The sequence below is a fragment of the Pseudoalteromonas piscicida genome (assembly GCF_002208135.1).
GTDB classification, from domain to species: Bacteria; Pseudomonadota; Gammaproteobacteria; order Enterobacterales; family Alteromonadaceae; genus Pseudoalteromonas; species Pseudoalteromonas piscicida_A.
In genome coordinates, this window is record NZ_CP021646.1 from 3054312 (window position 1) to 3080819 (window position 26508).

21 protein-coding genes and 2 pseudogenes are annotated in these 26508 nt (G+C 44.0%); 8 read left to right on the forward strand and 15 right to left on the reverse strand.

Annotation, left to right across the window (positions count from 1 at the left end):
* Positions 1-113 precede the first annotated feature (113 nt).
* Positions 114-827, forward strand: coding sequence for a response regulator transcription factor (locus tag B1L02_RS14205; protein WP_088531544.1), 714 nt, complete (start codon positions 114-116; stop codon positions 825-827).
* 92 nt (positions 828-919) lie between these two features.
* Here the strand turns inward: B1L02_RS14205 and pyrE are convergent, their stop codons facing one another.
* Entirely contained in the window at positions 920-1564 is a 645-nt protein-coding gene (gene pyrE, locus B1L02_RS14210; protein ID WP_017217061.1) for an orotate phosphoribosyltransferase, read from the reverse strand.
* Positions 1565-1585: 21 nt separating this feature from the next.
* The gene (gene rph / locus B1L02_RS14215) at positions 1586-2299 is read right to left on the reverse strand and encodes a ribonuclease PH (protein ID WP_010377321.1); all 714 of its coding nucleotides are present in this window, start codon (positions 2297-2299) and stop codon (positions 1586-1588) included.
* A gap of 153 nt (positions 2300-2452) precedes the next feature.
* On the opposite strand from rph, the gene B1L02_RS14220 reads away from it, so the two are divergent.
* Together B1L02_RS14220 and B1L02_RS14225 are read left to right on the forward strand one after the other, a co-directional pair.
* Entirely contained in the window at positions 2453-3313 is an 861-nt protein-coding gene (locus B1L02_RS14220) for a YicC/YloC family endoribonuclease (RefSeq protein ID WP_088531545.1), read from the forward strand.
* A 129-nt stretch (positions 3314-3442) separates the two neighbouring features.
* The gene (locus B1L02_RS14225) at positions 3443-3988 is read left to right on the forward strand and encodes a DUF6933 domain-containing protein (RefSeq protein ID WP_223191999.1); all 546 of its coding nucleotides are present in this window, start codon (positions 3443-3445) and stop codon (positions 3986-3988) included.
* An 18-nt stretch (positions 3989-4006) separates the two neighbouring features.
* On the opposite strand, the gene B1L02_RS25185 is transcribed toward B1L02_RS14225, so the two are convergent.
* The 8 genes from B1L02_RS25185 to B1L02_RS14260 form a co-directional block, all read right to left on the reverse strand.
* On the reverse strand, positions 4007-5920 hold the full coding sequence (locus tag B1L02_RS25185) for a DUF3427 domain-containing protein (RefSeq protein WP_410477297.1): 1914 nt from the start codon (positions 5918-5920) through the stop codon (positions 4007-4009).
* On the reverse strand, positions 5917-7128 hold the full coding sequence (locus B1L02_RS25190) for a DEAD/DEAH box helicase family protein (protein WP_410477296.1): 1212 nt from the start codon (positions 7126-7128) through the stop codon (positions 5917-5919). The genes B1L02_RS25185 and B1L02_RS25190 overlap by 4 nt, the downstream gene beginning before the upstream one ends.
* Before the next feature lie 35 nt (positions 7129-7163).
* Positions 7164-7379: a hypothetical protein gene (locus tag B1L02_RS14235; protein ID WP_088531547.1), complete on the reverse strand. Its 216-nt coding sequence runs from the start codon at positions 7377-7379 to the stop codon at positions 7164-7166.
* A gap of 615 nt (positions 7380-7994) precedes the next feature.
* Entirely contained in the window at positions 7995-9344 is a 1350-nt protein-coding gene (locus tag B1L02_RS14240) for a type II toxin-antitoxin system HipA family toxin (protein ID WP_088531548.1), read from the reverse strand.
* On the reverse strand, positions 9334-9624 hold the full coding sequence (locus B1L02_RS14245) for a helix-turn-helix domain-containing protein (protein ID WP_088531549.1): 291 nt from the start codon (positions 9622-9624) through the stop codon (positions 9334-9336). Before B1L02_RS14245 ends, B1L02_RS14240 begins: the two co-directional genes overlap by 11 nt.
* A gap of 373 nt (positions 9625-9997) precedes the next feature.
* Entirely contained in the window at positions 9998-11881 is a 1884-nt protein-coding gene (locus B1L02_RS14250; RefSeq protein ID WP_088531550.1) for a hypothetical protein, read from the reverse strand.
* 137 nt (positions 11882-12018) lie between these two features.
* Complete coding sequence (locus B1L02_RS14255) at positions 12019-14451, reverse strand: YbcC family protein (RefSeq protein WP_088531551.1); 2433 nt, start codon at positions 14449-14451, stop codon at positions 12019-12021.
* Positions 14451-16019, reverse strand: coding sequence for an NADH-quinone oxidoreductase subunit L (locus tag B1L02_RS14260; protein WP_088531552.1), 1569 nt, complete (start codon positions 16017-16019; stop codon positions 14451-14453). Before B1L02_RS14260 ends, B1L02_RS14255 begins: the two co-directional genes overlap by 1 nt.
* A gap of 110 nt (positions 16020-16129) precedes the next feature.
* On the opposite strand from B1L02_RS14260, the gene B1L02_RS14265 reads away from it, so the two are divergent.
* Together B1L02_RS14265 and B1L02_RS14270 are read left to right on the forward strand one after the other, a co-directional pair.
* Complete coding sequence (locus B1L02_RS14265) at positions 16130-17023, forward strand: LysR family transcriptional regulator (RefSeq protein WP_088531553.1); 894 nt, start codon at positions 16130-16132, stop codon at positions 17021-17023.
* Positions 17024-17189: 166 nt separating this feature from the next.
* Positions 17190-18808 (forward strand): annotated as a pseudogene (locus B1L02_RS14270) (DUF342 domain-containing protein).
* 13 nt (positions 18809-18821) lie between these two features.
* Here the strand turns inward: B1L02_RS14270 and mutM are convergent.
* Both mutM and B1L02_RS14280 read right to left on the reverse strand, forming a co-directional pair.
* Positions 18822-19631, reverse strand: coding sequence for a bifunctional DNA-formamidopyrimidine glycosylase/DNA-(apurinic or apyrimidinic site) lyase (gene mutM / locus B1L02_RS14275; protein WP_088531554.1), 810 nt, complete (start codon positions 19629-19631; stop codon positions 18822-18824).
* A gap of 31 nt (positions 19632-19662) precedes the next feature.
* On the reverse strand, positions 19663-20148 hold the full coding sequence (locus tag B1L02_RS14280) for a hypothetical protein (protein ID WP_088531555.1): 486 nt from the start codon (positions 20146-20148) through the stop codon (positions 19663-19665).
* Between the two features lie 207 nt (positions 20149-20355).
* Here B1L02_RS14280 and B1L02_RS14285 point away from each other — a divergent pair, with 207 nt between their 5' ends.
* Both B1L02_RS14285 and B1L02_RS14290 read left to right on the forward strand, forming a co-directional pair.
* On the forward strand, positions 20356-21279 hold the full coding sequence (locus tag B1L02_RS14285) for a manganese-dependent inorganic pyrophosphatase (protein WP_088531556.1): 924 nt from the start codon (positions 20356-20358) through the stop codon (positions 21277-21279).
* Positions 21280-21314: 35 nt separating this feature from the next.
* The gene (locus B1L02_RS14290; RefSeq protein ID WP_088531557.1) at positions 21315-22004 is read left to right on the forward strand and encodes a helix-turn-helix transcriptional regulator; all 690 of its coding nucleotides are present in this window, start codon (positions 21315-21317) and stop codon (positions 22002-22004) included.
* A gap of 15 nt (positions 22005-22019) precedes the next feature.
* Here B1L02_RS14290 and B1L02_RS14295 read toward each other — a convergent pair whose 3' ends face one another.
* Positions 22020-22319, reverse strand: a complete 300-nt coding sequence (locus B1L02_RS14295; protein WP_223191996.1) for a hypothetical protein — start codon at positions 22317-22319, stop codon at positions 22020-22022.
* A 336-nt stretch (positions 22320-22655) separates the two neighbouring features.
* Here B1L02_RS14295 and B1L02_RS14300 point away from each other — a divergent pair, with 336 nt between their 5' ends.
* A complete protein-coding gene (locus B1L02_RS14300; protein WP_088531558.1) occupies positions 22656-23357 on the forward strand; it encodes a transglutaminase-like domain-containing protein in 702 nt (233 codons plus the stop codon).
* 52 nt (positions 23358-23409) lie between these two features.
* Here the strand turns inward: B1L02_RS14300 and B1L02_RS14305 are convergent, their stop codons facing one another.
* Both B1L02_RS14305 and panP read right to left on the reverse strand, forming a co-directional pair.
* On the reverse strand, positions 23410-24453 hold the full coding sequence (locus tag B1L02_RS14305; protein ID WP_088531559.1) for a sensor domain-containing diguanylate cyclase: 1044 nt from the start codon (positions 24451-24453) through the stop codon (positions 23410-23412).
* 567 nt (positions 24454-25020) lie between these two features.
* Positions 25021-26282 (reverse strand): annotated as a pseudogene (gene panP / locus B1L02_RS14310) (pyridoxal-dependent aspartate 1-decarboxylase PanP); the annotation flags it as partial.
* Positions 26283-26508 lie beyond the last annotated feature (226 nt).

Genomic DNA, 26508 nt, shown 5'->3' on the forward strand with positions numbered 1-26508 from the left:
AGCATTTTATTAGGCTCAACTTTTTCGTTTGAGCCTAATAAATAACTTAAATTTTTTGTAAAACAAATGTATATTAAATTTAATCAGGAATAAAAAAAGGATTTAATACTTCTATGTTTGCAAAGGAATATTCCAACAACTCGCTAGCATGGCAAGATCGAGCATTTTTTGTTCTGACTCATGCTCGAGCGAATACCAGTTCCACCAATTATACTGTGCTTATCAAAGTGCTAGAGACGCTAGGACATACGGTAAAAGTTGATACTCGACTACCAGAGCCTGCGCAACGCGAACAAATCGCATTATTTTTGGTAGATACAGAGCACCGAGATTGTAACGAACTCATTAGTGCTGAAGTAAAACTATTGGCGGCTAAATATAAAGTCCTGCTCTTTAATGCCAATGAGGATAGCGTTAATGAAAAAACAGCGCTACTTGGCAATGTTAAAGGCATACTCTATCGCAACGCCCCACCAGAGACCCTATTTCAAGGGTTAAGCAGCGTGCTCAAAGGCGAGCTATGGTTTTGTCGTAGTGCTATTTCAGAGGCATTTAGCGAACTGATCGCCGCCATGCCGCAAGCATTACCAGATAGTGATATTGTACTTAGTAGTGAAGAGTTAAACATGCTAACTGGCAGAGAAAAGTCTGTGATCAAGCTTATTGCTGCGGGTGCTAAAAATGAAGATATTGCAGATAGACTAAACATCAGTAGTCACACAGTTAAAACGCATATTTATAGCGCATTTAAAAAAACCAATTCACGCAACCGGATTGAACTCGCTAATTGGGCGCTACGCCATATCCCGATAGTGAGTTTGAATTAAGATTTGTGTACGAGCGCACAATAAAACCGAGATAAAAGAGCAGTGAGAGAATGGCTAGCGCGGTGCTAGCCATCAGCAGAAAATCGTAGGGCTTAAGCTACACCGTAGCTATCACGGTATGCTTTAACTGCATCCAAGTGCGCATCCATACCACCTTGTTGCTCAAGGTATGTGATCAGATCAGCCAATTTCACGATAGACACCACTTGAGTATTAAAGTCGCGCTCCACTTCCTGAATAGCAGAAAGCTCAGCTTTGCCTTTTTCTTGGCGATCTAATGCGATTAATACACCAGCAAGATCTGCACCATTAGCAGCAATAATTTCCATCGACTCACGAATAGCAGTACCAGCTGTGATCACATCATCAACAAGCATAATACGACCTTCAAGCGCTGAACCCACTAAGTTACCGCCTTCACCGTGCTCTTTCTTTTCTTTACGATTAAAGCAGTAAGGCACATCTTTATTGTGATGATCGGCAAGTGCAACGGCAGTCGTTGTCGCGATAGGAATACCTTTGTACGCTGGGCCAAACAACACATCAAACTCAATGCCAGCATCTTCCAATGCCGAAGCATAGAAACGACCTAAACGAGCCAGATCACGACCCGTGTTAAACAAGCCTGCATTGAAAAAATAAGGGCTAGTACGGCCAGACTTTAACGTAAACTCACCAAACTTCAGCACCTGCTTTTCTAAGGCAAATTCAATAAACTCTTTTTGATACGGTTTCATGTTTTTCCTACTGAGTGTTGATTACGCTAACGCTTGCTTTTGTAGATCAATGATTTCACGAATTGAGTGTTTCGCAAGACCAAGTAACTCATCTAGCTCGTCGAACGAGAACGGTTCGCCTTCAGCTGTCCCTTGTACTTCAATCAGCTTGCCAGTTTCAGTCATGATCACGTTCATGTCTGTCTCAGCTTCTGAGTCTTCAAGATACTCAAGATCGGTAATTGGCTGACCTTTATAAACCCCAACCGAGATTGCCGCGATCATAAACTTCAATGGGTTTACATTGATCATGCCTTTGGCACGCATGTGCGTTAATGCATCTACCAATGCCACACAAGCACCGCTAATTGATGCCGTACGTGTACCACCGTCCGCTTGAATAACATCACAGTCGATAGTAATGGTGTTCTCACCTAACGCTTTTAAATCAACTGCGGCACGTAATGCGCGCGCGATTAAGCGTTGAATTTCCATGGTACGGCCGCCTTGTTTGCCACGCGCCGCTTCACGGTTGTTACGCGTATGTGTAGAGCGCGGAAGCATACCGTATTCTGCGGTGATCCAGCCCTTGCCTTGACCTTTCATAAAGCGTGGCACACCCGCTTCTACAGAAGCCGTACATAACACTTTGGTGTTACCAAACTCTACCATTACTGAGCCTTCAGCGTGCATTGTATAGTTACGAGTAAATGTAACCGGCCTGATCTGATTTGCAGTTCTTTCGCTTGGACGCATCCACGTTCCCCCATCATCAAAATTTGCCGTACATTATAAAGGGATCATAGAGACTATGCCACGCGATCCGACTAAAAATAAAATTCACTTTAGAGCTGTGTGGAAATTCGGCTATAATGCTCCGGTTAAACCAAGCTAATTTAGGGACTTTATATGATCCATAGTATGACCGCCTACGCCCGCAAAGAAGTGAAAGGTGACTGGGGCACTGGGGTTTGGGAAATTCGTTCAGTTAATCAACGCTACCTCGAAACCTTTATCCGCGCACCAGAACAATTTAGAGGCTTAGAGCCAGTAATACGTGAACGCCTGCGTAAACACCTACAACGCGGCAAAGTTGAAGTATACCTAAAGTTCACCGCAAATCCTGCGCACGTTGGTCAACTAACCGTTAACGAATCGCTCGCAAAGCAACTTGTTGAAAGCGCAAAGTGGCTACAATCACAAAGCGGCGGTGATATTAACCCTGTAGATATTCTACGCTGGCCAGGCGTAATGGAAGCCGAAGAAGTCGATTTAGACACCGTAAACAGCGAACTGTTAGGTGGCTTTGATGAACTGGTAGAAGACTTTAAAGCCGCACGAGCAAGTGAAGGCGAAAACCTAGAGACTATGATCACCACCCGTCTTGACGGTATTCTAGAACAAGTTAACATCGTTGAAGGCTACATGCCTGAAGTCACTAAGTGGCAACGTGAAAAACTTTCACAAAAATTAGAAGAACTAAAAACCGACATCGACGAAGGTCGCCTAGAGCAAGAACTGATTTACCTTGCGCAAAAGCAAGACGTCGCAGAAGAACTCGACCGCCTCAAGTCACACGTCAAAGAAACCCACAAAATCCTCAAAAAAGGAGGCGCTTGTGGCCGCCGTTTAGACTTTATGATGCAAGAATTCAACCGCGAGTCTAACACCCTAGCCTCAAAGTCAATCAACAGCGATATCACCAACGCCGCCGTTGAACTAAAGGTGTTGATCGAACAAATGCGCGAGCAGATCCAAAACATAGAATAATACGCCGATATTCTATCAGCTTTGAAAAACCGCCTCTCGGCGGTTTTTTATTGGGTTCATTTTATGGAGTATATTAACCTCCATAGTTTCGCTAAACTTCAACTGTCATTAGAACAAAAAGGCAACTGCATGATTAACCTGTTCTGTACACAAAAACTCATTGCAAAGCTCCCTGTCAATGAAGGAGTTATACCTGCTTGTTCCGGTGCAAAACTGACTGATTTAAGCACGCCAGACACTCACCCTTTGTCAGATTGGCATGCTAATTTGCTCACAATACAACGCAGAAACTGTGTGCTCCTAATACATAATCAAACCCGCTTTCCGGTATTTATTATTGGTCTCACCAAACCAGATTTTGCAAAATTAGATTTGTTCTTTGCTGATAGCTTTATGAATACCTTGCTAAACTTAGGTGCAAATGAGCGGCAATTACAAAAAGCAGCCTCATTACTCGGCTCGCTAACAATCGCCAAAGCCAATAACCGTAGTGTGCAAGGGACGATGAACCAAATGAAAGGCGATATAGAACATCAACTTTGGTTCGACCAAATAAACATCATGGATTGTTCGCCTTGTAGAACTGCTGCTTGGTTAGCTGAGCGCCCTTGCATGGTTAAAGGACAAAAAGACTGTATTTGGCCAATTAAGGAAATGCTCGCTTTATTAAGCTAACGCTCCAATATCAACCTGCTAAGCCATTGCTAACTTAGCCGCCTGTTTCCACATAAATGTCGGCATGGTATTACGCAGTTGCCAAGTGATATTCATGGGCTGGCTGCCTGTATGCGATACATAATCTACCTCACCAAAATTAACAAATCCCATGGTTTTGCCAAATTCGTCTTTTGCTTGCTCTCTTACAAACAGGAAAAGTCGCTTGCCCTTTTCTTTGTGAGTGACATAGTCTAAGCCTTTGCCCCTATCGGGCCTTGCTGAGTTTTGACTCTGCCAATGGAAAAGCTGTTCATTTATCGCGTAGTCGTGATACATGGTAGTGGGCGAAAACTGCTTTTCGTTTTTATTCAACGTAACGAATAACAGCTCAATATTTTGCTCTCGAATGTTAAATACACCTTCTCGAGAATTTGGCTGTTTTTCAAAAGTAGACACACAAAAGCCAACCAATATTTGCTCTCTGGCATAACGAGCATGAAGCTTTATCGGGTGATTGCCCATCATAGGCATGGTTTCTTGATTATGGTGTATACGGTCAATTAACAACGAGGTTAGACTCGCTAACTCCGATTTTAACCACTGATGCTCAAGTCGGTTTAAACTGTCGTTTATATCTTGGAAGCCTAGCTTTTCGCCTGATTGTTGCCAGAAATCATAATGCAACATGAGTTGGTGTAAACCTGAAGTTATCGCTCCATTAGTAGCGAATTCTTTTAATTTGCTTAGGTAGTCATGATCATCACACACTAGCAACCTTGTCTTTACCATTCGGGAAAAGTTACGAACAAGCTCAAGATCCACATCGTTTAACAAACCAGCTTCTAAACAAAGCTCAGTCCAGCATAGTCTTTTATACAAAGCTTCTACTTCAACTTGTGGGTATACCTTTATGAAATTTGCCAAGTTCATTTCTAAGGTTGAGTCTCGAGAAAACGAACCAGCTAAACCAATTAACCTCTGTCTACTCAAGGTCGCCTGCTTAATGTTACGCAGCACCATGTCTTGCGTTTGTTTCGAGAGCTCAATGCGACAACCTAAAGGCGCATGAGGAAAGCCATTTTTAATTTCATCACTTATTGCCCCATCGGTTTTGCCAACCAAAGCTCTAAACTTATGAGCAAAGTCATATTCAGCATTGGCATTACCGACAAAGTCTAAAATCGTGCACACCTCTTTGCCGTCGGCTAAGCGCAAGCCACGCCCCAATTGCTGCAAGAATATCGTTAAGCTTTCTGTAGGTCGTAAAAATAGTAAAGTGTCGACTTCAGGAATATCGACTCCTTCGTTAAAGATATCCACTACAAATAAAACGTTAATATTGCCTGAACGAAGCGCTTGTTGCTTTTGAGTTCTACCTTGGCTGTTATCACTGGTCAAGTAATCGCAAGATATACCTTTAAGCAGGAACTGCTTACACATAAATTCTGCATGCTCCTTGCTGACACAGAATGCCAATGCTTTCATGCAAGACATAGACGTTATAAGCTCATTTAATGTTTGATAAATCTTCTCAACTCGTTGCTGGTTATGCGTATACAAATTGGTTAACGCAGCTATGTCGTACCGCCCTCTACTCCAACTGACACTTCTGAGATCGGTATCATCATCAACGCCAAAATATTGAAACGGACATAAATGGCGACGGTTAATCGCCTCTGGTAAGCGGATTTCAGCTGCAATCACGCCACAAAAGTCATCAAGAATATTTGCACCGTCATGACGCTCCGGCGTTGCTGTTAATCCTAGCAAAATACTCGGCGTAAACTTATTTAAAATACTGCAATAAGAGCTGGCAGCAACGTGATGCACTTCATCAATGACAATATAATCAAAGTAGTCACTAGAAAGGGATAAGTTGTTAAGTTGGTTATTTAACATTTGCACCGATGCAAACAATTGTTCATAGCGCTCAGGCGTGTAGTTACTCACCCAAAGCTCGCCAAAGGTCGAGTTTTTAAAACACCTCGATAAGCCTGACGCGCCTGTTTAAGAATTTCTTCTCGATGGGCAATAAATAAAAAATTAGCATCGGGTTTGTGTTTGAGAAACTTTGCAAAATCAAAGGCCGAAATTAACGTTTTACCAGTGCCTGTTGCTGCCACAACTAGGTTTTTAAAGCGCTTGTGTAAAGCTCGCTCAACCTCTAATTGCTCTAAGATTTCTTGCTGATGTGTAAATGGCTTAATTTCAAAGTAATGGTTTGGCTCTTGAACGCCGCCCATTTTGGCATTTTTGAGCGCTATATTGAGCTTTTCTCGTGCCTTAACTTGACCATCAAAAACTTCAAATTCCCTCGAATTCCAGTAGCTTTCAAATGTATTAATTGAACGCTCAATAATGTGCGGAATTTCTTGTGACGTGATCTTTAAATTCCACTCAAGGCCACTGGTTAAAGCGGAGTGCGATAAATTAGACGAACCAATGTAACCAGTATGAAACCCTGTATCTCGAAGAAACAAATAGCTCTTTGCATGCAGTCGCTCACGCTGAGTATTGTAGTTGAGTTTAACCTCTGTATTGGGCAGTGAAGTCAAAAACTCAACCGCTTTGGCATCGGTTGCGCCCATGTAAGAAGTGGTGATGACTTTGAGCTGCTTACCGCTGCGGGTAAATTCTTCTAGCTCATTTTTGAAAATCCTGATCCCCGCCCATTTTATAAATGAGACCAGCCAATAAATTTTGTCTGACGATCTTATTTCGCGCTTTAACTCACTCTCGAGAGATAAACCTGCATTGCAGCCACAAAATAATTCGCTTTGTGTTAAGCCCGTTAGCGGAAATATATCTTCAACATACTTCTTTAAATCGGCGGCGACAGGATTTTCAATTTCGTATAAAGCCGTAAGTATTTTTCCTTGTCCTGCTAGTAAGTTTTCATCGAAGAATTCATCTTCTTGAACCCTATCTTTAAGCCATAATATCAATTGATTTGATAACTCAATTTGACGCTGTAATTGGTCGTCTCCGGCAGGCAAGCAATTAACCGCATACTCAATGATCCTACTTAGAAACCGAGATAGCCATATTGCAGCTTCGGCTTGTTCAAGCACACGCTCCCCAATGTAGAATTGCTCTTTATTGAGGCGACCCGAGATCAAGTTAGTGATCATTTGCTCGTAAATGCCGGTTTGATTCATAAGTACTGCTATTCCTTTAATTATGAAAGATAAATTTACACGCTCTCGCCTTCAGTTAAAAGTGCGGTTTGATTTTTGAAGCGATTTTTAGCCATTAACACCTCTACCACCTGCACGTTTAAAACCAACCCAATTAAGCGATCGTAGTCATGCATTAAGCTAATAGCTAGCTCTCCAACCTGGCTCTTAATATTTATAAACAAGCTTAAAATTACTTCTAAGGATAATGGCGTTACCACAACTAAAATCACAGCTACGCCGCACGCCAATACGAATGTACCGCGGAAATTCTCTGCACGTATCTCTGCAAATAAGTAAAGAACATAAATGAACTGCGGCCAAAGCCAGTTTTGGCCTTTACCTCAGGCAAGCGCAAAATCCGCTGCTGACGCGCTGGATGTACTGAGTTTGTGGGTGATTGTGTGGTTGGGTTCATCGTTTCTATTTTTTTCAAAATAAGCCTCACTGATCTGTTGAGTTCATTTAGGAGTTTGCCCCACTAGTATTAAAGAGTTAAACGGACGCAGTAGGCAGATAAATGCCCAGATCGTGCAGCTTTCTGAGGGTATTGCTATCAACCTGCCCCAGAATTGGCATAATGCCCCAAGTAATTAATGCCGTGTGGGCAGGGTTGGTGTGTGGCTAAATAGCGTGAATTAAGGCTTTGCCCAAACTGCCCCAAAAGCCCAAGGGATGGCGTATTACTTTGAAACTTCCTACCCAAAACCCAGTTTTGGTGAGTCGTATGGATTGAGTGTTGATATGTCGAGTGTATCGACATACAAGAAAATCATATCGAAAAAACAGTAAAAAATCGACATGACCTGTTGAGATCTTGGCTCACTTTACTTCGAGAGATTGGCAATTTATAGAAACAGCGCTGTATTTTCCTGTTTGCGCTGCTCCAATGTCTTAGCAATCGTAGACAATGTTGTTTTACTGATCCCTTGCTGCTGTGCAAGATAAGTAAATTGGCTGATGGCTTCTGCGACTTCTTCAATGACTTGCCTTGCATCATACCAACTCCCATAGCCAGCACTGGTCGCTAGTTTTTGCATCACCTTAAGCGGTGGCGCTTTGCCATAACCTCCGAACGCAGTGGCATGCTCGTTAAATGGATGTGGGCTGTAGGTAACATCGTAAAAAGGTGCAGGATTCCATTGACCGTCATCCACTTGCAAAAACGCCCAGTTTTTACTGTGGTCGTCTTGATTAGACGACAGCAGGTTAAAAACGGCACGGCGAAATTGCAGTTGTCCAGCCGCTGGCGATTTACACAACTGACGGCTGGCTTTAATTAAATCAATGTAATCTAAACTTGGCGTTCGAAAGTCTGCATCCAGCAGCCCGCAAGCGCTGTGCATATGCAGGCGACCTGAACTGCGATTGCCGCTTAAATTGGTCTGCTCCGTGACATAATCAAAACGCTTAAGCGCCAACCAAGCAGACGCACCGCTTGTAGTTGGTGCTTCAATGAGTTGCCATTGCGGCGGTTGACACTTAGCAAGTTCTGCCATTTGTAAATAAACCGCCTCACACAAACCTTCTTCATGACCGAGCGCGAGATTCTTCGAGGTAAATTTAATCAGCCAAGCCTCATCTCCAGGCTGAGCAAAGGTTCGACAATGCTGAGTTTCCCCAGCAGGCATATAAATCTGCGCTTTTGGCCTTGCCCCACCCGAACTACCACCCGCGACTAATGCAGCCAGCACCTGCTGAGTATGTCCATCTAATTCATCGTGGTTGTCGTCTATATAATCTGACATTGAAGCATCGAACAGCGCTTGCGCTTCTAAGCCTAAAGTAGCTAAATCAATGCCAGCGTTCGTCGTGGTTGAAAACTCCGACACCGGAGCAAAAGACAATGCTCCCATGCCTTTATCACCAACAAAAGCCAGCCGGTCCATCGCTGTTAATTGATTAGGCAGTATGCCCTTTTGCCGGAAAATACGATCTTGCAACAGCATGCCCCAGCCATCGGGCAAACAATCTCCAAATACGCCATGTACACCTTGATGCGGCGCTTTAGGTGCGACTTGAACTTGCGCATTCGCATGCAAGGTAAAAGGTGATAAGTTGCCAAACTGCTGCAAATAGCTGTCTGCATACTGAAAAAAAACGCCTTGCCGATTCTGCGCCAAGACCCCTACAGCAGCCTGCTCACCTGAGCCTAACGTACGAGTTACCACGAGTTTTTGAATGGGCTTAAAACTCATCTTTTAGTACCTCGTCAATGCTGGTGGGCATAGCAGTGCGTTCTTTACTCGGCTGTGTCAGCTGATAAAGCCTATCCAAAGAGTCGAGAGTCTGCCATAGCAACAGCAATTGGCGAAATGAAATTTGCCCTGTTAGCTCAAACTTCTTAATGGTGGCCGCAGGTACACAGCTTCGCTCAGCCAATGCAGATCGTGACAGTTTTGCCTGCTTTCGTAACTCACGCAAATAAGCCGCATAAGCTTGGCTTACATCGGTATCATCAAGTAAGGTAAAATTCATCCGCAAAGACCAAATGGATACAGTTATATCTATTATAGCGAAATAAAGCAGAAAGTGGACACTATTGTATCCATAAATAAATGGAGTGTTGAAAATCACTCGATAAAGCCCTTCAAAACTGCTATTTTTAAGTCCTAACAGCAGCATAAAAACGGCACTGTTTTTCCATTGCTAACCACTTAGATTTAGTATAAGCCATAGACAAGTGGTGGGCAGTTTGGTGGAAAAACAGGCATTTTTGAGCGATTTATTTTCAGTAAGCTTTTGAATTTTTTAATTTTTAGATTACCACTCAATGAGCAAATTCAAAAAATATATTGAATAAAGCTCACTAGCTTCAACAAAATTGCCACCCGAGGGTGGCACTTATCTGTTACTCTTCTTTGTTTTCGAATGCTTCTTCTCGGCGCAGGTAAGCACCTGCTTCATCACTACTTGTACGCAGTTGATGGTTTTTATCCACCGCTCTCGTTTGCTGATTGAGTTGGTATACTTGTGAGGCATTGCCTAAATCACGCTCGCTGGTAATTGCGGCGATGGATTCTCGGTCTTTTAAGAAGCTAATCACATCTTTACGGATGTCACTTAGCTGTGCATCGTCTTTATGCATTTCTAAAATATGTCTTGGGTGCTCTAGGTTTTTCATGCCCGTGGCAGCAAAGGTCGTTGATACAATTCTCGACACCACTACCCAAGGGGTAATACTACTGCGTACTAGTGTGTTTTCAGATCGTGTGGAATCGTGAATGCCAGTACCTGTTGATATTTTAGACTCAGTAAATGTACCTTCACATTTAAAATAAACCAGCAGAGATTCAAACTGCATCTCGGCATAGAATACGTGCGCAGCATTAGTTAACATTGACGCAAACGATTTAATCAATAAGCCACTTAGCAGTAAATGTACGGCTACCATCACAACGGCGCTGAATGACGCGATGTTTTCTTCGCTGAAGGCATTAGAAAAATTACTGATATTAGCGCTCATTACATAGTGGTAAATATCTACTACGGCATAAGCAAAAAAGACGCTTAATCCAAGGGTTACTAGCAGTAGCAAATTACCGCCAAGCAAGGATAAAAACCTAAAGCGTTCAAATGATTGACCTAAATCTAGGGGTAGAACTTTAGGTTGTACTTCTTGGATCATTTCGCCTTTAAAGCCACCTTTACCATCAACTTGTTCTTGCAAGCTGGGATCTAGCTCACGATAAACCCGGTTTGGTACTTCCTTATAACGGCGATTAGCCATCACCAAGTTGTCGAGGTTAATAAATATCTCGTTTGGATGTACTGATTCTTGCCAGTTCTCTCTTAACTCAGACACTTCAACCACTGGGTTTACTTTGTCTAAACGCGCTTTAAGCATAACAGCAATAATGGCGCTACAGCCAAGTGCAAGCACGATAACGCCAGTGAGATAAGCCCAAGTATGAAGACTAGGCAACGGCGCAAAAAAGAGCTCAATATCGGCTTTACTTAACTTTCCGTCATCCATGATGTAAGACAAGGTTAAGCCTATCAGGATTGGTAGCACAAAAGAGAGCGAAATCACTTTAGTGAGGGTCGCGCTCCCCAAAGATTCAATAGCATGTTCCGCTTTGCGTGAAATCGGTTTAGCCGCGCTATACCAGCATGACAAAATATATATCATCAATAAGGTGCTATAGATTGGAAAGGAAAGCTCCCCAGCATCACCGGCAAAGCCCGATAGTGATACAAACGCCACCACACCATAAAGTACTAATGCGGTTAATGTACTCACCCATGCACCAAATAAGCGCTGGCTCATATTTCTGATGGGGTAAGGGAGAAAAAGTAATTTAGGTGCAATGCTATGGAGTAAACGCGATAAGAAGCCCTTAGGCTCTACAAATGTGCTGTTTTTTCGGCCAATCAACATTTCTTCTAGCGTTTTAGCACGATAAGCCACATCGGCTTTTTCTTGCTGGGCGGTTGAAGTTTCTGATTTGCTAAAGTTATAAGCTAAAGAGGTGGGGTGGTTACGACCCACAAAGAAGCGCAGCGTTGCGTATATCCCTTTCGCAAGAGAGGTGATCCCAAGGCCTAAAATCAACATGCCAAATAGCATGACGATCCAACCCATACCTGCATCGCTCTTAACGGAGCTTGCGGCAATCACCAATAATGCAATTCCCGCAATAGCTTGTATTGCACCACGAATAGCTGTGATTTTACCTTCCGTTTTAAATGGGTTTTTAAGCCCTAAATCAATAGAGCCATAATCAAAAGCCACTAGCAGCCTCCTTGTATAAACAGTCCAATGTCGGTGGCTAGGAGGTCGTCTTGTTTACGTAGCGTCCAGCCACACCTTTCAATTTCTGCAATACTCTGCACAATAACTTGTTAAGTTGCAACGAGTTTCGTTTGAATTCAAAGAAGTTCCCACTTACTGTTATCAAATCGTCTAACTTCGTTACAATTAGGCGAAATAGACAGAAGATAAAGCCACTCGTTTTCTACCAATTGTTTTACAACTGGGTGTGCTGTCATAATTTGCTCAAGCGCTTCGGTTGGTGCTTGTACAATTACACTTAAGCGTTGTGGGGTATGCATCCATTTGTCACCATTGTGAACGGATTGCATTGGCAGACCAATTCGCAAATCTCCGCCATTGCCTTCAAACACTCCAATTCTGCCCCCCACTACATTATGCAACACCTTATTACCACTGCCGTATTTGTGGGTATCGGTTACCGAAGCGTTATATTGCATATTGATCCAGTTAGTGACAAGCATAGGGGCGGTTAAAATAGCAGTTAACTGACTAAAGTCTTGATCTTGCTCGGCGCTGTATTCGTGCAAAAAGACTCGGCCTTGCAAGTCAACTCCCTGCGTAACTTGTCTCGGCGCAACCACAAATGCTGCATTGTTGGCAAGGCCCCATTCAGGCCTGACTTGAGACCAATCTTTAGTCCGGGCTATAAATTGCTGCTCTAATTGCTGCTCGGATAATTCCTTACCAGTTATCGCGAGTGTATGAGCGCGCTCTGCTCGAGCCAGATGCGCTGCCTGCTTTAACCAGCCGGTTACCTCTATATCTACTTCACTATAAAGGATTATTGTTTCAGTGGTAGTATTATGTAGCGCTGCAACAAACCGCGTTTGCGACGGAATAGTGATGCCCAGCGCAATTAATTCTGCGCGTACCGCTTGGTCATTAAGAAGTTGCGCGAGTACTTTAACATTCACTTCTCCCGACTGCCCGCCACATGCACCACATTGCAGTCCGGCTTCATGTAAATTATTGGTGGTATGTGCTCCGTGGCCAACCAATAGGACTGTATCAGCAAATTCAGTCAGTCCCATCCCTTTTAAGATGCCTGCTGCGAGTTTAGCTTGCTCCAAAACAGTAACTTCGTATTCACCTTGTTTTAATTGCCACTTCCTTGAATCAATATGGCTATCGACGGGGTGCTGGGTTTTTTGCAGTGAAAACACTTTGCTAAATAGCTGATAAAAGTAACTCATCCCCATCGACTCCACCATCGAAAATGAAGCCGCGGCAGAATGAGACCAGCTATGCCAACGGCCAGCTTGCTGACGCTTTGTGGCAAGATGCTGGGGTGCGGGCGTTTGTATTGCGGTGATTGGTGCTTTTAATAATCCGGGTAACTGTGGCCGACTAAAACGGCAGTTAGTCGCATGATAATCAATCGGTAGGCCAAAAAATCCAGCATAACCTATGGTTTGAATGCCTGCGTTTTGAGTTTCTAACGCACGGCGGATCACCTCTGAGCGCACATCAATACAAAAAGCCGCTTGTAAGGTCGGTGTGGCTTGCTCACGAGCCCCGTCAGATTTTACCTGTTGAGTCTTTAGCTGCCCCACTAAAGTGGCTTGATAACTGAGCTCGAGTGCCCGCTGAAATACCAGGCGCGGCAACAATGCTTTTTTATGTTCAAGCACAATCTCAGCAAGTTGCTGCTTTTGCTTGCTCCAATGGTATTGAATTCGGGTAAAGGTCGTTGGATGGCGCTCACTCACATAACGCCAAATCACCAGCTCCCACGCCATTCGAATGGCCAATAACGCACGCATATCGGAAGCCGGATGCTGAGCAAGATCTGCTTGCCAGCGTTCATAAGCCGCCCAAGATGCCCAACCATTAATATCTAACAGTAGCATGTGTGCATAATCACTCAGCTCATTAAAACCAATCTCTAAGGTGTCAACAGCAAGTGCAATTAAAGACTCAGGAGACGTTGGCAAAGCCTTAAAGTAATCAACTAAACCCGACTCCCCCATGACGATGCTTATTCCCAAATCTCGCGATACGGTTTCATGCCAGTGACGATATAAACAGAGTCTATCTTCACCTTGGGTTTGTTTGAGAATAGGCTGTACCTGCTGATAATGCGCAGCGCAAAATTGACTGATTTGGTGGCTGATCTCCTCTTGCCATGGCATCTTGTGCTCAGAGCGATAGCGGTCAAGCAGGTCGGCTAATGTATGCCAATGTGGCAACTCGCCACAGTGACTTTTCTTGAGCCAATTAAGTAGTGCATTGGTGCTGCGATCCACCCCGTAATGTGCCGCAGACTGCTGCAACGCTTGCTCTGAAATCGCCTCTTGCTGCCATTTTTCTAGATAAAATGCCACGGGCATCAGCATTCTAACCTGTGCCAACGCACTCATTTTATTGACCACAGCATCAAAAGGCAGATCGCGCATCCCCCAAAACGGATTCACTGCGATCAATTGATCGAGCGGCCAAGTTGGCGCAATACGTGTTTCAGCATTCAGTAGTTGTTGCAGTTGCGGCTTGGATAACTGAGTCTGTTTGTTGTCTTGTGTGTCGATCATTACTTCTGCTCCTCGTGCCCTGCAGCATAGCGATGAATGGCTAGGTGTTTTTGCTTTTTAATACTTGGCAAATGGACGGGCCAAAGTAATATGGTTAATCGCGTCATCCACTCGTCTAAGTACAGGCCGGCATACAACACCCGAGAGAGTTTTTGCACCGTAACCAAATGTGCGCGGTAATAGAGCAGATAATTTACGACGATGAGTACCACCACTAAGGCGAGCAGCCAAATATCGGCGCCATCGAGTGCTTGCGCCCTGAGATCATTCGGTAGCGCGACCACCAAGTGCAATAGCCACTTTTGCGCACTATAGGCTGCCAATAACACCACGGCTGCGGTGATAATTCTAAAATAGCTACTAGGGGTTTGCGCCTCAAAACGCAGCGCTAGCCACACCGTTAATGCGCCAACCATTAATCCCCAAATACTGATAGGACCTTGATATTCAATGACCACTGCAGCTGCTGTAGTAAGACCTGTTGCCACGACAAGTGCAATAAGCCATTGCCACAAAGGCGATTCGAGTTGGTCGCTCAAGCGACGAGTTAAATCTTCATGGATCCACTGGCTTGAGTTTAAAAATGCGTGAGCCTTGTAGGCTGAATGCGCCAATAGATGCAGCAGCGCTAATTCATATAGTCCCAAAGCACACTCCACTAGCATCAGTCCCATCTGTGCACAGGTTGACCATGCCAAGCGTACTTTCAAACTGATCCGCGTTGTCATGATAAGCGCAGCCAATAATGTCGTAATTCCTGCCACAATCAAAAGCAACCATTTCGCTGCTTCTACGCGTAAAATCAACGGGCCAAAAACCATTACTAAAAAACCACCCAGATTAATGATCCCTGCATGCAGCAAAGCACTCACCGGTGTGGGTGACTCAACGACTTGCATCAACCAGCCATGCACAGGTAATTGCGCGCACTTTATCAGCGCCACAACTGCAAGTAAGCCAGCTGCCAATTGTTCTAGCACAGTCAGTGTCGTTGAGTGAGTTAAGTAATAGGCAGTGATGTCATTAAGCTGAAGCATACCAGTGCTGAGGTAGATACAAATAAAAGCCCCCAGTAATGCACTTTCTGCCAAGCGCGCCAAAATAAACTTTTTGTGTGCAGCCAATGCCGCTCTCGGGCGATTAGGATAAAACAGCAGTAAACGATGCAGGCTCAAACTTATGCCGATCCAAGCCAACCAAAATAGGATTAAGTGATTACTCAGCACCACGACAGTCACGCTCAGTAATGTGGTGAGTAAATAGTGAAAATAACGGCCACGGTGTTTTTCACCATGTAAATAGTGAATAGAGTAACGCAGTAATATAAAGCTCATAAAGCCAATCAATGACACCACGCTAAGCCGTAAAAAGTTTATTTCAAACAAGCTACTGGCGATATCACCTTGCCTTGCCCAACTCCCCCAGCCAAGAGAGATACAAACTGCTACACCGATGGCAAAACCGTTCGCGATACGAAATAAGCCTGCGTTACTACGAGACGCTTTGCTCATGAAAGACGCAGCAATCAAAAAGTGTAATAGCAACAACACCACTAAGATATTAATCATCACTTTCTATGCTTCTCACCTAAGTCTTGAATTAGGTCATTATTCCAACCTTTTTAATTTAATAAAAATAGATATAATTTAACTATTCGTTCTGTTTTACTTATACATAGATGAGCCGACTTAATTATCACCATCTTTACTACTTTTGGCAGGTTGCCAAGCTCGGGAACCTGACTCAAGCTGCTAAAGAATTACATGTCTCGCAGTCTGCGCTCTCGGCGCAAATCAAACAGTTGGAATATAATATCGGAGTATCGCTATTTGAACGTGTCGGCCGTAGCCTAATGCTCACCGATCAGGGTAAAAAAGTGCTGAGCTATGCCGATGATATTTTTACCACGGGGCAAGAGCTCGAAGCCTTGCTAAGTAAGGGAGTGCAGTCGACTACCCATGTGACTATTGGGGTGTTGACCACATTGTCACGTAACTTTGTAGAAGCTTTTATTAGTCCTTTGATGCGACGCAGCGATGTGCAATTTAAGTTAAAGTCAGGCAGTATTTCTGAGCTACTCAACGGCTTAACCAATTATGAGCTGGACTTAGTGCTTACCAACCGAACAATAAACCTAGACACTTCAGATCCCTATTGGCAGTGCCAACTGGTTGCCAAGCAACCGCTCGCGATCATTGGCCCACCAGCGCTCAAGCCAAGCACGTCATTTCCACAAGGCTTTGAAAAAACACGCTGGATCTTGCCACCTGCCAACTCAGATTTACGCACCGCATTTAATGCACTATGCGCTCAGTTTCAGTATTTTCCCAACATTTTAGCAGAGGTCGACGATATGGCGATGATGCGACTGCTGGCACGGGATAGTGGCGCGGTGGCCGTTTTACCAGCCGTAGTAGTAAAAGACGAAATAGCCCAAGGGGTGCTACAGCAATATCAGGAACTGCCTAATATTTATGAGTATTTTTATGCGATTTCAACGCAAAAAAAGGTTGTTCCTGAAGCGATAAAAATCCTGTTGCAAGAAGCGCGTGATAAGGACGCACAATTTTAAGCACACTGATTTTTATTCGCCCGAAAGTATTGGAAAGTCGCGATTTATTGCTGTTTTTTTACTTAACGCATATTAACGTAAGAAAATTGGACTAAGCACTTGACCAATTGATGTTTATTTAGCAAGCTGAAACTATAGGATAAAAAAATTCGACGAGGCAGTTATCGTGTTCAAGCTTGCGCACAATGGCAACATCTTAATGGATGTGAAGTCAGCTTCACCGCCGAGTGCAGCTTTTGTAATTGAAGCCCTTGAAAAGTCGCAATTTGCAGACTGCGAAATTGATCACGACTCGATTAATGCCTTTTTCCAAAGCGACTTCCCCGAGAGCCAAATTGTCGTTGCTAAACAACATGATGCCGAATTTGAAGTCACCCTAAGTGACGATAAAATGCAGGCCTTTGGGCAACTGAAAACAGCTCGTGGCGGCAAAGCGATATCGTTAGAAGAAGCGAAAAAAGCCATTGTTAAAGCGGGCGTCAGCCGTGGTTATAAGCAAGCCTACCTTGAAAATATCCTGCGCAAACAATTTGAACTTCCCCCTGGTGAAGAAGCATCTGGCTTAATCGCCCAAGGCCGGCCACCACAAGACGGCCAGTCTGCGAAATTACTGCCGCATGTACAAACTTTAAAAGAGAGACTCAAGCAACCTAAAATGCGTGAAGATGGCACCGTTGACATGCGTGATTTTGGCAAGCTTGCAAGCGTTGCACCGGGTGATTTACTGATTACTCAAAAGCCCGCAACGCCGGGTAAAGAAGGCTTTACGGTTACCGGCGAGAGCATTGAAGCAAAGCCCGGCGACTCATTTCAGCTTATGGCGGGTGAAGGCACAGAGATCAACCCCAACAACCCACTAGAGCTTATCGCAACCATCGCGGGTTGCCCCTCAGATATCGCCAACGGTATGCGCGTGGATGATGTATTTACGATTGCCGATGTCACAGTAAAAAGTGGCCATGTCGACTTTAATGGCAGCGTTGTAGTCACCCATAACATTGAACCGGGCATGCGCGTAACGGCGCAAGGCGATATTACAGTACTCGGCACAGTGGAATCTGGGGAACTTATCGCTGGTGGTCATATTGAAGTGCGAGGTGGCGTGATAGGTCACGTCGACCATCAAAATAATGAGCAAGGCTTAACTTGCAAGCTTATCGCCAAAGGCAATGTTGAGATTGCCCATGGACAATATACTTACCTTGAAGGCGATAGCATTATTATCAATAAGCAAAGCAACCACTGCGATATTAAAGCGCAAAAGCTGATACAAGTTGGCACTGGCGATCATCCAAGTGGCAAGCTGATAGGCGGCTCAATTATCGATGCGCAGATGGTGGTTGCGGGAGAGATTGGCAGTGAGTCTGGCGCTAAGATGATGATTTATCTGGCACGCAAAGGTCTCAAAATCACCCAGGAAACCGACACCCTGTTCAAAGAAGTCGCCGCCACCAATGATTCTTTAGATCAACTACAGCAAGCGATTGAAAAAGCAGAGTTAGTAAAAGACGCCGCTAAAAAGCAGCAACTCAAAACTAAAATTGGCGCAACACAAATGCACTACTGCCAGCAAGCCGAGCACCTTGAGCAAAAGCTCAGCCAGCTTGATCACGACTTACACGATTTGCTCGACAACACGAAACTTGCGGCAAACAAAGCGCTTCATTCAGGGGTTGAAATCCATATTTTTGACCGCGTGTATAAAACAACCCGCAGTTATCCCCTTGCTCAGCAACACTGCAAGAAAACCAAGTTAAGATAGACTTTAAAACCGCAGGCTCCTAGCCTGCACTTTGCTCTAGCGCTGACATTCAGAGCAATACACTGTGCTGCGTTGTCCTAGACGTATTTCTTTTAATGGTGTTTCGCAGCTTACGCAGGGCTCACCTTTGCGACCATACACCAATAATTCTTGGGCAAAATAACCCGGTTTACCATCACTTTGGGCAAAGTCTTTGAGTGTCGTTCCCCCTTGTTTGATAGCTGCACTTAGGGTTTCCTTGATGATCGGCGTCAACAATTGGTAGCGTTTAAGTGAAATTTTACCTGCTTCTTTTTTGGGATGGATCCCCGCTTTAAACAAAGATTCATTGGCATAAATATTACCCACCCCAACCACCACATGATTATCCATAACAAATTGTTTAATCGGCTGCTTTTTGCCTCTGCTTTTTTCAAATAAGTACTCTGCGGTAAAAAGCTCGGTCAACGGCTCAGGACCCAGTTTTTCAAAAACGCTATGAGCTTCGCCCGCACCTTGCCATAAAAAAGCACCAAAGCGACGCGGGTCGTTCAGTCTGAGCGACTTACCTGAGGCCAGAATGATCTCCACATGATCATGCTTTTTTAGTGGCTCTGTGCTATCAACAACACGTAAGTTTCCTGACATTCCCAAATGCAAAATCGCAGTGCCATACTTGGATTCGATAAGCAAATACTTTGCCCGTCGCTTAACCGCAAGCACCTTCTCACCTTCAAGCAATTGTACTTCCTCTGGTACAGGCCATCTCAACTTACCATTGTGTACTTTTACGTTTTGAATAATGTGGTGCTCTAAATACGGTTGAATGCCTAAACGGCTCACTTCGACTTCTGGTAACTCAGGCATAATTCACTCTATTACTGTGTGGTTGGTGGTATTACAATTCTATGGGTAGAAATAATGCTTTGGCTTGCACGGTATCAAGTTCAAACCAACGCTGTTGTTGTTTATCAAATAATACAAAGCCATCATCGCTAGGATACAGTTGATAGCTAAGCGGAAGCTCTTGAGTTGCCAGCCAAAACTGCGCAGCGCTCAGCGCGGGCGCCGACAGCTTTGGCGCTTCAACAACCAATAGCTGTAAATTTTGCCACTTGGCGACAAGCGCGCGTAAGGCATTTTCACCAAAGGTCTGGTTTGAGCCTTGCGGTAACTCTATACGCCAGCTTGTCCCAATACGTTCAATTTTATAGCCAGGAAATGCCACGGTTAGGACAAAGCTTTGTTCTGGTAGCACGGCTTGTATCTTTGCTTTGTCGTCACTGGGATCCAATTTATAGTGAAGGCCGTTGAGAAAAAAGATCATCAGTAACATGGAAAAGATCACCACATTATTCCAGGCCTTACGGCTCATTTGAATCATACCCATCTCCTAAGCGTTTGAACGGTTAGTGTATAATACTAATTTGCATTTATACATGCTCAATTAGCCCTTGCACGCCGAGGCTATTTCGCCTAATTCAACAATCTGTCATAACCGCACCCTATCTACGCCAAATTGCGCATTTACACTATTTAAATGACAAGTTATTTTGCTAGAATGTGGGCAAAATTTTAAGGAGTTCCGTCAATGGCAATGTATGTAGTGGGTCATAAGATCCCTGATTCAGATTCAATCTGCGGTGCAATCGCACTTGCTTATTTAAAAAACCAAATTGGTGAAGAAGCAATCCCTACACGTTTGGGTGAAGTCTCACCTGAGACTCAGTTTATTCTTGACCGCTTTGGTTTTGAAGCACCAGAGCTTAAGATGAGCTATGCTGGCGAAGATGTGTATATCGTTGACCACACCGAAAAAACACAAGCACCAGACGACATTGATAAAGCAACTGTGGTTGGTGTAGTTGATCACCACAAACTAGGCGACCTTACAACCTCAACACCACTTGAGTGTTGGATCCGTCCTGTTGGCTGTAGTAACACGATTATTAAAATGATGTACGACTTCTACGATGTAGAAATCCCAGCAAACATTGCTGGCATCATGATGTGTGCAATCCTAAGCGACACAGTCATCTTCAAATCACCAACTTGTACCACTGCGGATATCAAATGTGTTGAAGCGCTTGCAAAAATCGCGGGTGTTGATGATGCTAAAGCGCTTGGCATGGAAATGTTCAAGGTGAAATCAGCAGTTGAAGGCACACCAATTCGTGACTTGGTCATGCGTGATTTCAAAGACTTTAACATGAATGGCAACCTTGTTGGTATTGGCCAGCTTGAAGTGGTTGATCTTGCTGTATTTGATAAAATCAAAGATGAGCTACATGCCGATATCGCAAAATTAAAAGAAGAAGGTAATCGCCACAGTGTGATGCTACTACTTACTGATATCATGAAAGAAGGCTCACAAATGCTGATCGCTTCTGATGATGAAGCGATCATCGCAAAAGCATACGACGTTGAGCCTGAAGCAAGCAAAGTATGGTTAGACGGCGTACTGAGCCGTAAAAAGCAAGTTGTACCACCATTGCAAGACGCATTCGCTGGTTAATACTGCTCGCCGAGGTGAAAGCCTCGGCTGTTTTTATGCTGCACCTCACTCCGGGTATATTCGCCTCCTTTGTCAAAGACTTGAATGCCGCGCGCCATTCACATCACCTTATTCAAATTAATCTGCCCTTGAGCGACTGTCTCGCACAAGTCGGTGATAAGACGCTATTTGGCCCAAGCGTAATTGCGAGTGGCGTAGAACATAGCTTAAAAATGACCTCAGGCTGGGTGATATTAGTCGAACCAAAAAGCTTGTATGGCAAGCAACTACAAGGCAATAGCTGCGCAGCAATCAAGATAAATACCGCACCAAAGAGCAATGCCAAGCTTGCCGAGTTATTACGCGCAGTAGAGCTGACCGAACTCCCGACGACGGATTTAGATCCAAGAATTGGCCGTGTGTTGGCGCAGTTAGATGCTTGTTTTAACGCACAAACTTGCCTGAAACCCAGTCACTTCAGCGCAAATACGATTGCCGAGTCACTTTATCTCTCACCAAGTCGCTTTTTACATCTGTTTACCGAGCAAGTGGGGATAGCGTGGCGACCTTATGTGCTGTGGCGCAGGCTGATCTGCTCAGTTGTCGCCATACAACAAGGCAACAACCTTACACAAGCAGCCATGCTCGCAGGGTTTGCAGATAGTGCTCATTTGAGCCGTACGTTTAAACGGCAGTTTGGTATTACACCGACTGAGGCATTAAAAACACAAAGCGCTATAAACTAAGCAAATTGGACTAAACTAAGCCGTCTGTTTACTACCTCGTTTATAAGCTTCATCAATCAGCTTGACCATAGGTAGCGACGATATGATTAATACGACGAGAAAAATAATCGAATGAACAATCATCTCATCGACCGTATAGCCAATACGAAACTGAATAAATGCCTGGATCTGAATGTAAACATTGGCAGCAATAAATAGTGCTAATGACACGCTCCAAAACCACACATCTGTGATAGGACGCTTGCCATAAGCGACGCAAAAGGCACCAAATACATTTAAGAGATCCGCGACCAATAACACAATCCCAGTAAACATGCTCGATTCTATTGCTAAATGATCCGGTAGCGTAAATGCATCATAGATTGAGGCAGTAAACGTCAGTAGTAAGAAATAAAATTAGACTTTCCATTTCATGCAAGCGACCCTCCATAACCGTAAGATATGTCATCGCGGTCACTTGGTCTCTGCTTCAGTACTTTCTCAGTACATACCTTATCAACAATCTTTGTTGTTTTTCTCATAGGCTCCTTCCCTAAATACAAAATAAAAAAATCTAATTGTATACCCATTAACTAACCATGAACTTAGCCAGTTTATTCAAGCTTAGTTACCTAAGTTGCATCACACTGCTACCAAAATAGGAGCATAACCATGAAGCAATTTTTAGTAACTACCCTTTTAGTTGATTATCAACATTCAGAGATCCAAAGCTTAATAGAAGCAAAAGGTTGGCAGCAACTTGACGCCATCGCGGCAGCGGAGCAAATCTATAACTTCGTCAAAGACGACATAGAGTTTGGTTATAGTAAGACAGATACACTAACTGCAAGCCAAGTACTTAAGCAAGGCTATGGACAATGTAATACCAAAGGAACATTATTGGTTGCACTGCTACGGGCTTGTGATATTCCCACCCGAGTTCATGGATTTGAGATAGCCAACAGTCTTAAACAAGGGTTAATTCCTACCCTACTGACATGGTTTGCCCCAAAAAGTATTATCCATAGTTGGGTTGAGGTTTATTTAGAGGAGCGCTGGGTAGAGCTTGAAGGTTACATAATTGATGACGGCTACCTTAAACAGGTTCAGCAACAGTTCTCGAAGGCAAAAGGCTTTACGGGATTTGGTATTTCCACTCCCTGTTTACAGCAACCCGATAATCGCTTTTCGTTAAATGGTGCATATATTCAAAAGCAAAGTATCACACGCGATTTGGGGGTTTTTACAAATCCAGATGCGCTGTATCAGCAACACAAAAATCTCACCGGCATCACGCTATGGCTCTATGCACACGGCTTTAGACATTGGATAAACCAAAGAGTAAAGCGCGTCAGAGCTGGACGGTTCAACTGAGCTCAAAATAGAAAATTGACAGTAATTAAAGTTGCCATATTCAACGCCACTATTACTGCGCCGGGATCACACAGTTACGGCCCGCGGCTTTGGCTTGATATACCGCGTGGTCAACTGCTTTTAATGAATGACCAAAAGGCAAGTTAGTATTGATTTCGGCAACCCCAAAGCTTGATGTAATAGTGATCTCCCCTGACGGTGTTGAGATAACCGATTGCTCTATTTCTTGTCGCAGGCGCTCTGCTATCACCATCGCTGAGTTTACTGGTGTATTCGGCAACAGCACAATGAACTCTTCGCCTCCTAAGCGACACATGCAGTCTTCTAACCTTAAGGTATTCACGCAGATCTCGGCAAAGCTCTTAAGCACCAAATCACCGGTTTCATGACCATGGCTATCGTTGATTTTTTTAAAGTGATCTATGTCTAGCATCATCATACTAAATGGATGATCAAAGCGTGCATGACGACTGATCTCACGTTTTGCGTTATCCATTAAAAAACGTCGATTACTCAATCCAGTGAGCGGATCTTTAAACGCCATATCAGTGAGTTGCAGCTGTAACTGCCATAACTCTTTAACCAGTAATCGGCGACTGCAGCAGTCCGCAATCATCTCCGCAAAAGCAATTTCATCTTTGTGCCACGTACGTACGCCATGATTTCCCTCACAACACACCACTCCGTGTGGAATACCATTTTTAAAGATCACCGTATCTAACATGGTCATTATGTGATTCGGCGTTAAATAACACTCGTGAAATTCAGACGTTCTGGGATCGGCTGCAGCGTCGCTCGCATCGATCGATTGACCACTGTTGATTGCTGAAAAATAAGCGGGGAAATTTTCATACTTTAAGGCGGGCAATTGCACAGGTAACTCGTCCACCTGCCAATCCGTATTAGCAACATTGATAAGCTCAGAAGGTTTATCGAGATCGTCAAACAACCAAACAGAAACCCGAGTGACGTCTAAGGTAAGTTTACCTTCATCAAGTAAATCAATCAGGAAGCTTTGAAATGTTCCCGATACATCAAGCTCTTGCGAGCTGAGCCGCCTAAGCCTCTGAGTGACATTGCTAAAGTTCTTCAACATAATACGAAGATTTTATTCTTTTCTGCTAGCATAACGCGCCATGATTTTTAAGCATAGTATTAAATACTAGAATTAACCTATGTTTATCACACGATTATGTAAGAAATAAGAATATAAGTAGAGAAAATCATAAAGAGGGTAATGCTAAAAGGTAGTGAACCTGAGGATAATAAAGTGGCACGAGGCCACTTTATTCGTTAGTTATTTAATATATTTTGCGAGGTATTTTTTAAATACCGGATCTGACATTGCCAATTGGCGTTGCTCATCCATGATTTCTTTAAGTAAAGATTCCGATGTTAATGGGTTGGCCAAAACCACTCGGAATACCACCGTAGGTTGGCGGTCATATTGCTCTGGCGTTAAGCGTGTTCGAGAAACAAAAGAGCGGCCTGCTTCACGCTGACGCTTTTGCATGCTCGCAGTAAAACGGTTAAGTGCGGCATAAATCTCTATCTTTTCTTGTTCATCCGCTTGTGCGATTGCCGCTTTTATTTGCTCAGGCACATAGCGATAAGTCAGCAAACATAGCTCAGGTTCAGAGATCAGCTCAAAATCAGGGGTTTGTTTAATGAGTTCAGCAAAATACCGCGCCTTTTCAATCCCTTTATCAATGAGCATCTCATAGCCTTGACGACCAATAACGCGCAAACAGGCGTGAACTAGCATCGCCATACCCGGACGACTCCCCTCTAAGGTATGACTACCTAAGTCTTTAGAGCCCTTACGTAGGATATATTCGGCGTGATGCTCAATTGCATCAGATGCTGCTGGATCTTTAAATAACACCATGCCCGCCCCATAGGCACGTACATTTGCTTGTGCGCATCTATAGTTATTGAATCTGCTCGTTCCACCCCCTTTAGAAGGTGGCGATTGTTATTCGACAGCAGTGTTGCCCCACCCCAAGCCGCGTCGACATGAAAGTGGCAATTGAGCTCCTCAGCTAAATCGGCCATCTCTTCTAACGGGTCAATATTACCTGTTTCGGTCGTCCCGGCAACACCAACTAAAGCCAGTACTTTAATCCCTTGCGCTTCAAGCTCATGAGCTTTAGCTCGCATGGCATCAACATCCACCTTATTGTTGCCAGCCGTTTTGATTGAAATGAAGTTATCGCGGCCAATGCCTAGCACATCCGCGGCCTTACCTAGTGAGTAATGACCTCTCTCAGAAACCAAGACCGCTAAGCCTCGGTAGCCATAATGTAGCATCGCGGCAACAATACCCGATGCACCAATGCCTTTAAATTTACCATCTGCCTTCAATAAACGGTTTCTTGCAATCCAAAGCGCGGTTATATTTGCAATTGTGCCACCTGAACAAAAAGCACCGAGTGACGTTTTTGCGCTGTGCATCCATTTATCGTAGAAAGCATCATCGCTACCATAAACCAAGTGATGCATCATTCCCAACACTTGACGTTCAAGCGGAGTAAAGGCTTTTGACGTTTCAATTTTGACTAGGTTCTGATTGAGTCCCACCATCAACTTAGACAGTGGCAACACAAAATGCGGTAATGCTGAAGTCATATGCCCAATAAAACTTGGGGCTGCGGTATGCACTGAGTGGGCAACTAATTGCTCCATTATGTCTTGCGCATAGTCGGAAACGAACATTGGCACTTCGGGGATCACCGCCGACTGAAAGTCTTTTTCGACTTCGTGCAGTGGCTTTTCGATTGCCGCAATATTCTCATTTAAAAAGCCAGCCAGATTGCTCGAGATTTCTTGCTCGATTCTGCTTAAAGTTGAATCAGGCGCCTCAGGCACGGTAAATATACGCATTAAGCTTTCTTCAGACGCAACGGCGCAACGCTTTGGACCCATCAATACTACCTAAACATCAAACGGTGCAGTAGCCTATCTACCCATTTTAGAGATTGAGTAGATACAAATTGCACAAGAGATTGTGATACATGAAATGGCTAACTTTACTGTAAAGAAAGGGAATTGTCTTCTATTTGTCTAGTTAAAATTCATGAAACATTGACAATTTTATGAAAACCCAACGAAAGTTCAGTGAAAAATAGCCTTAGTATTTTGACGTTTCTAT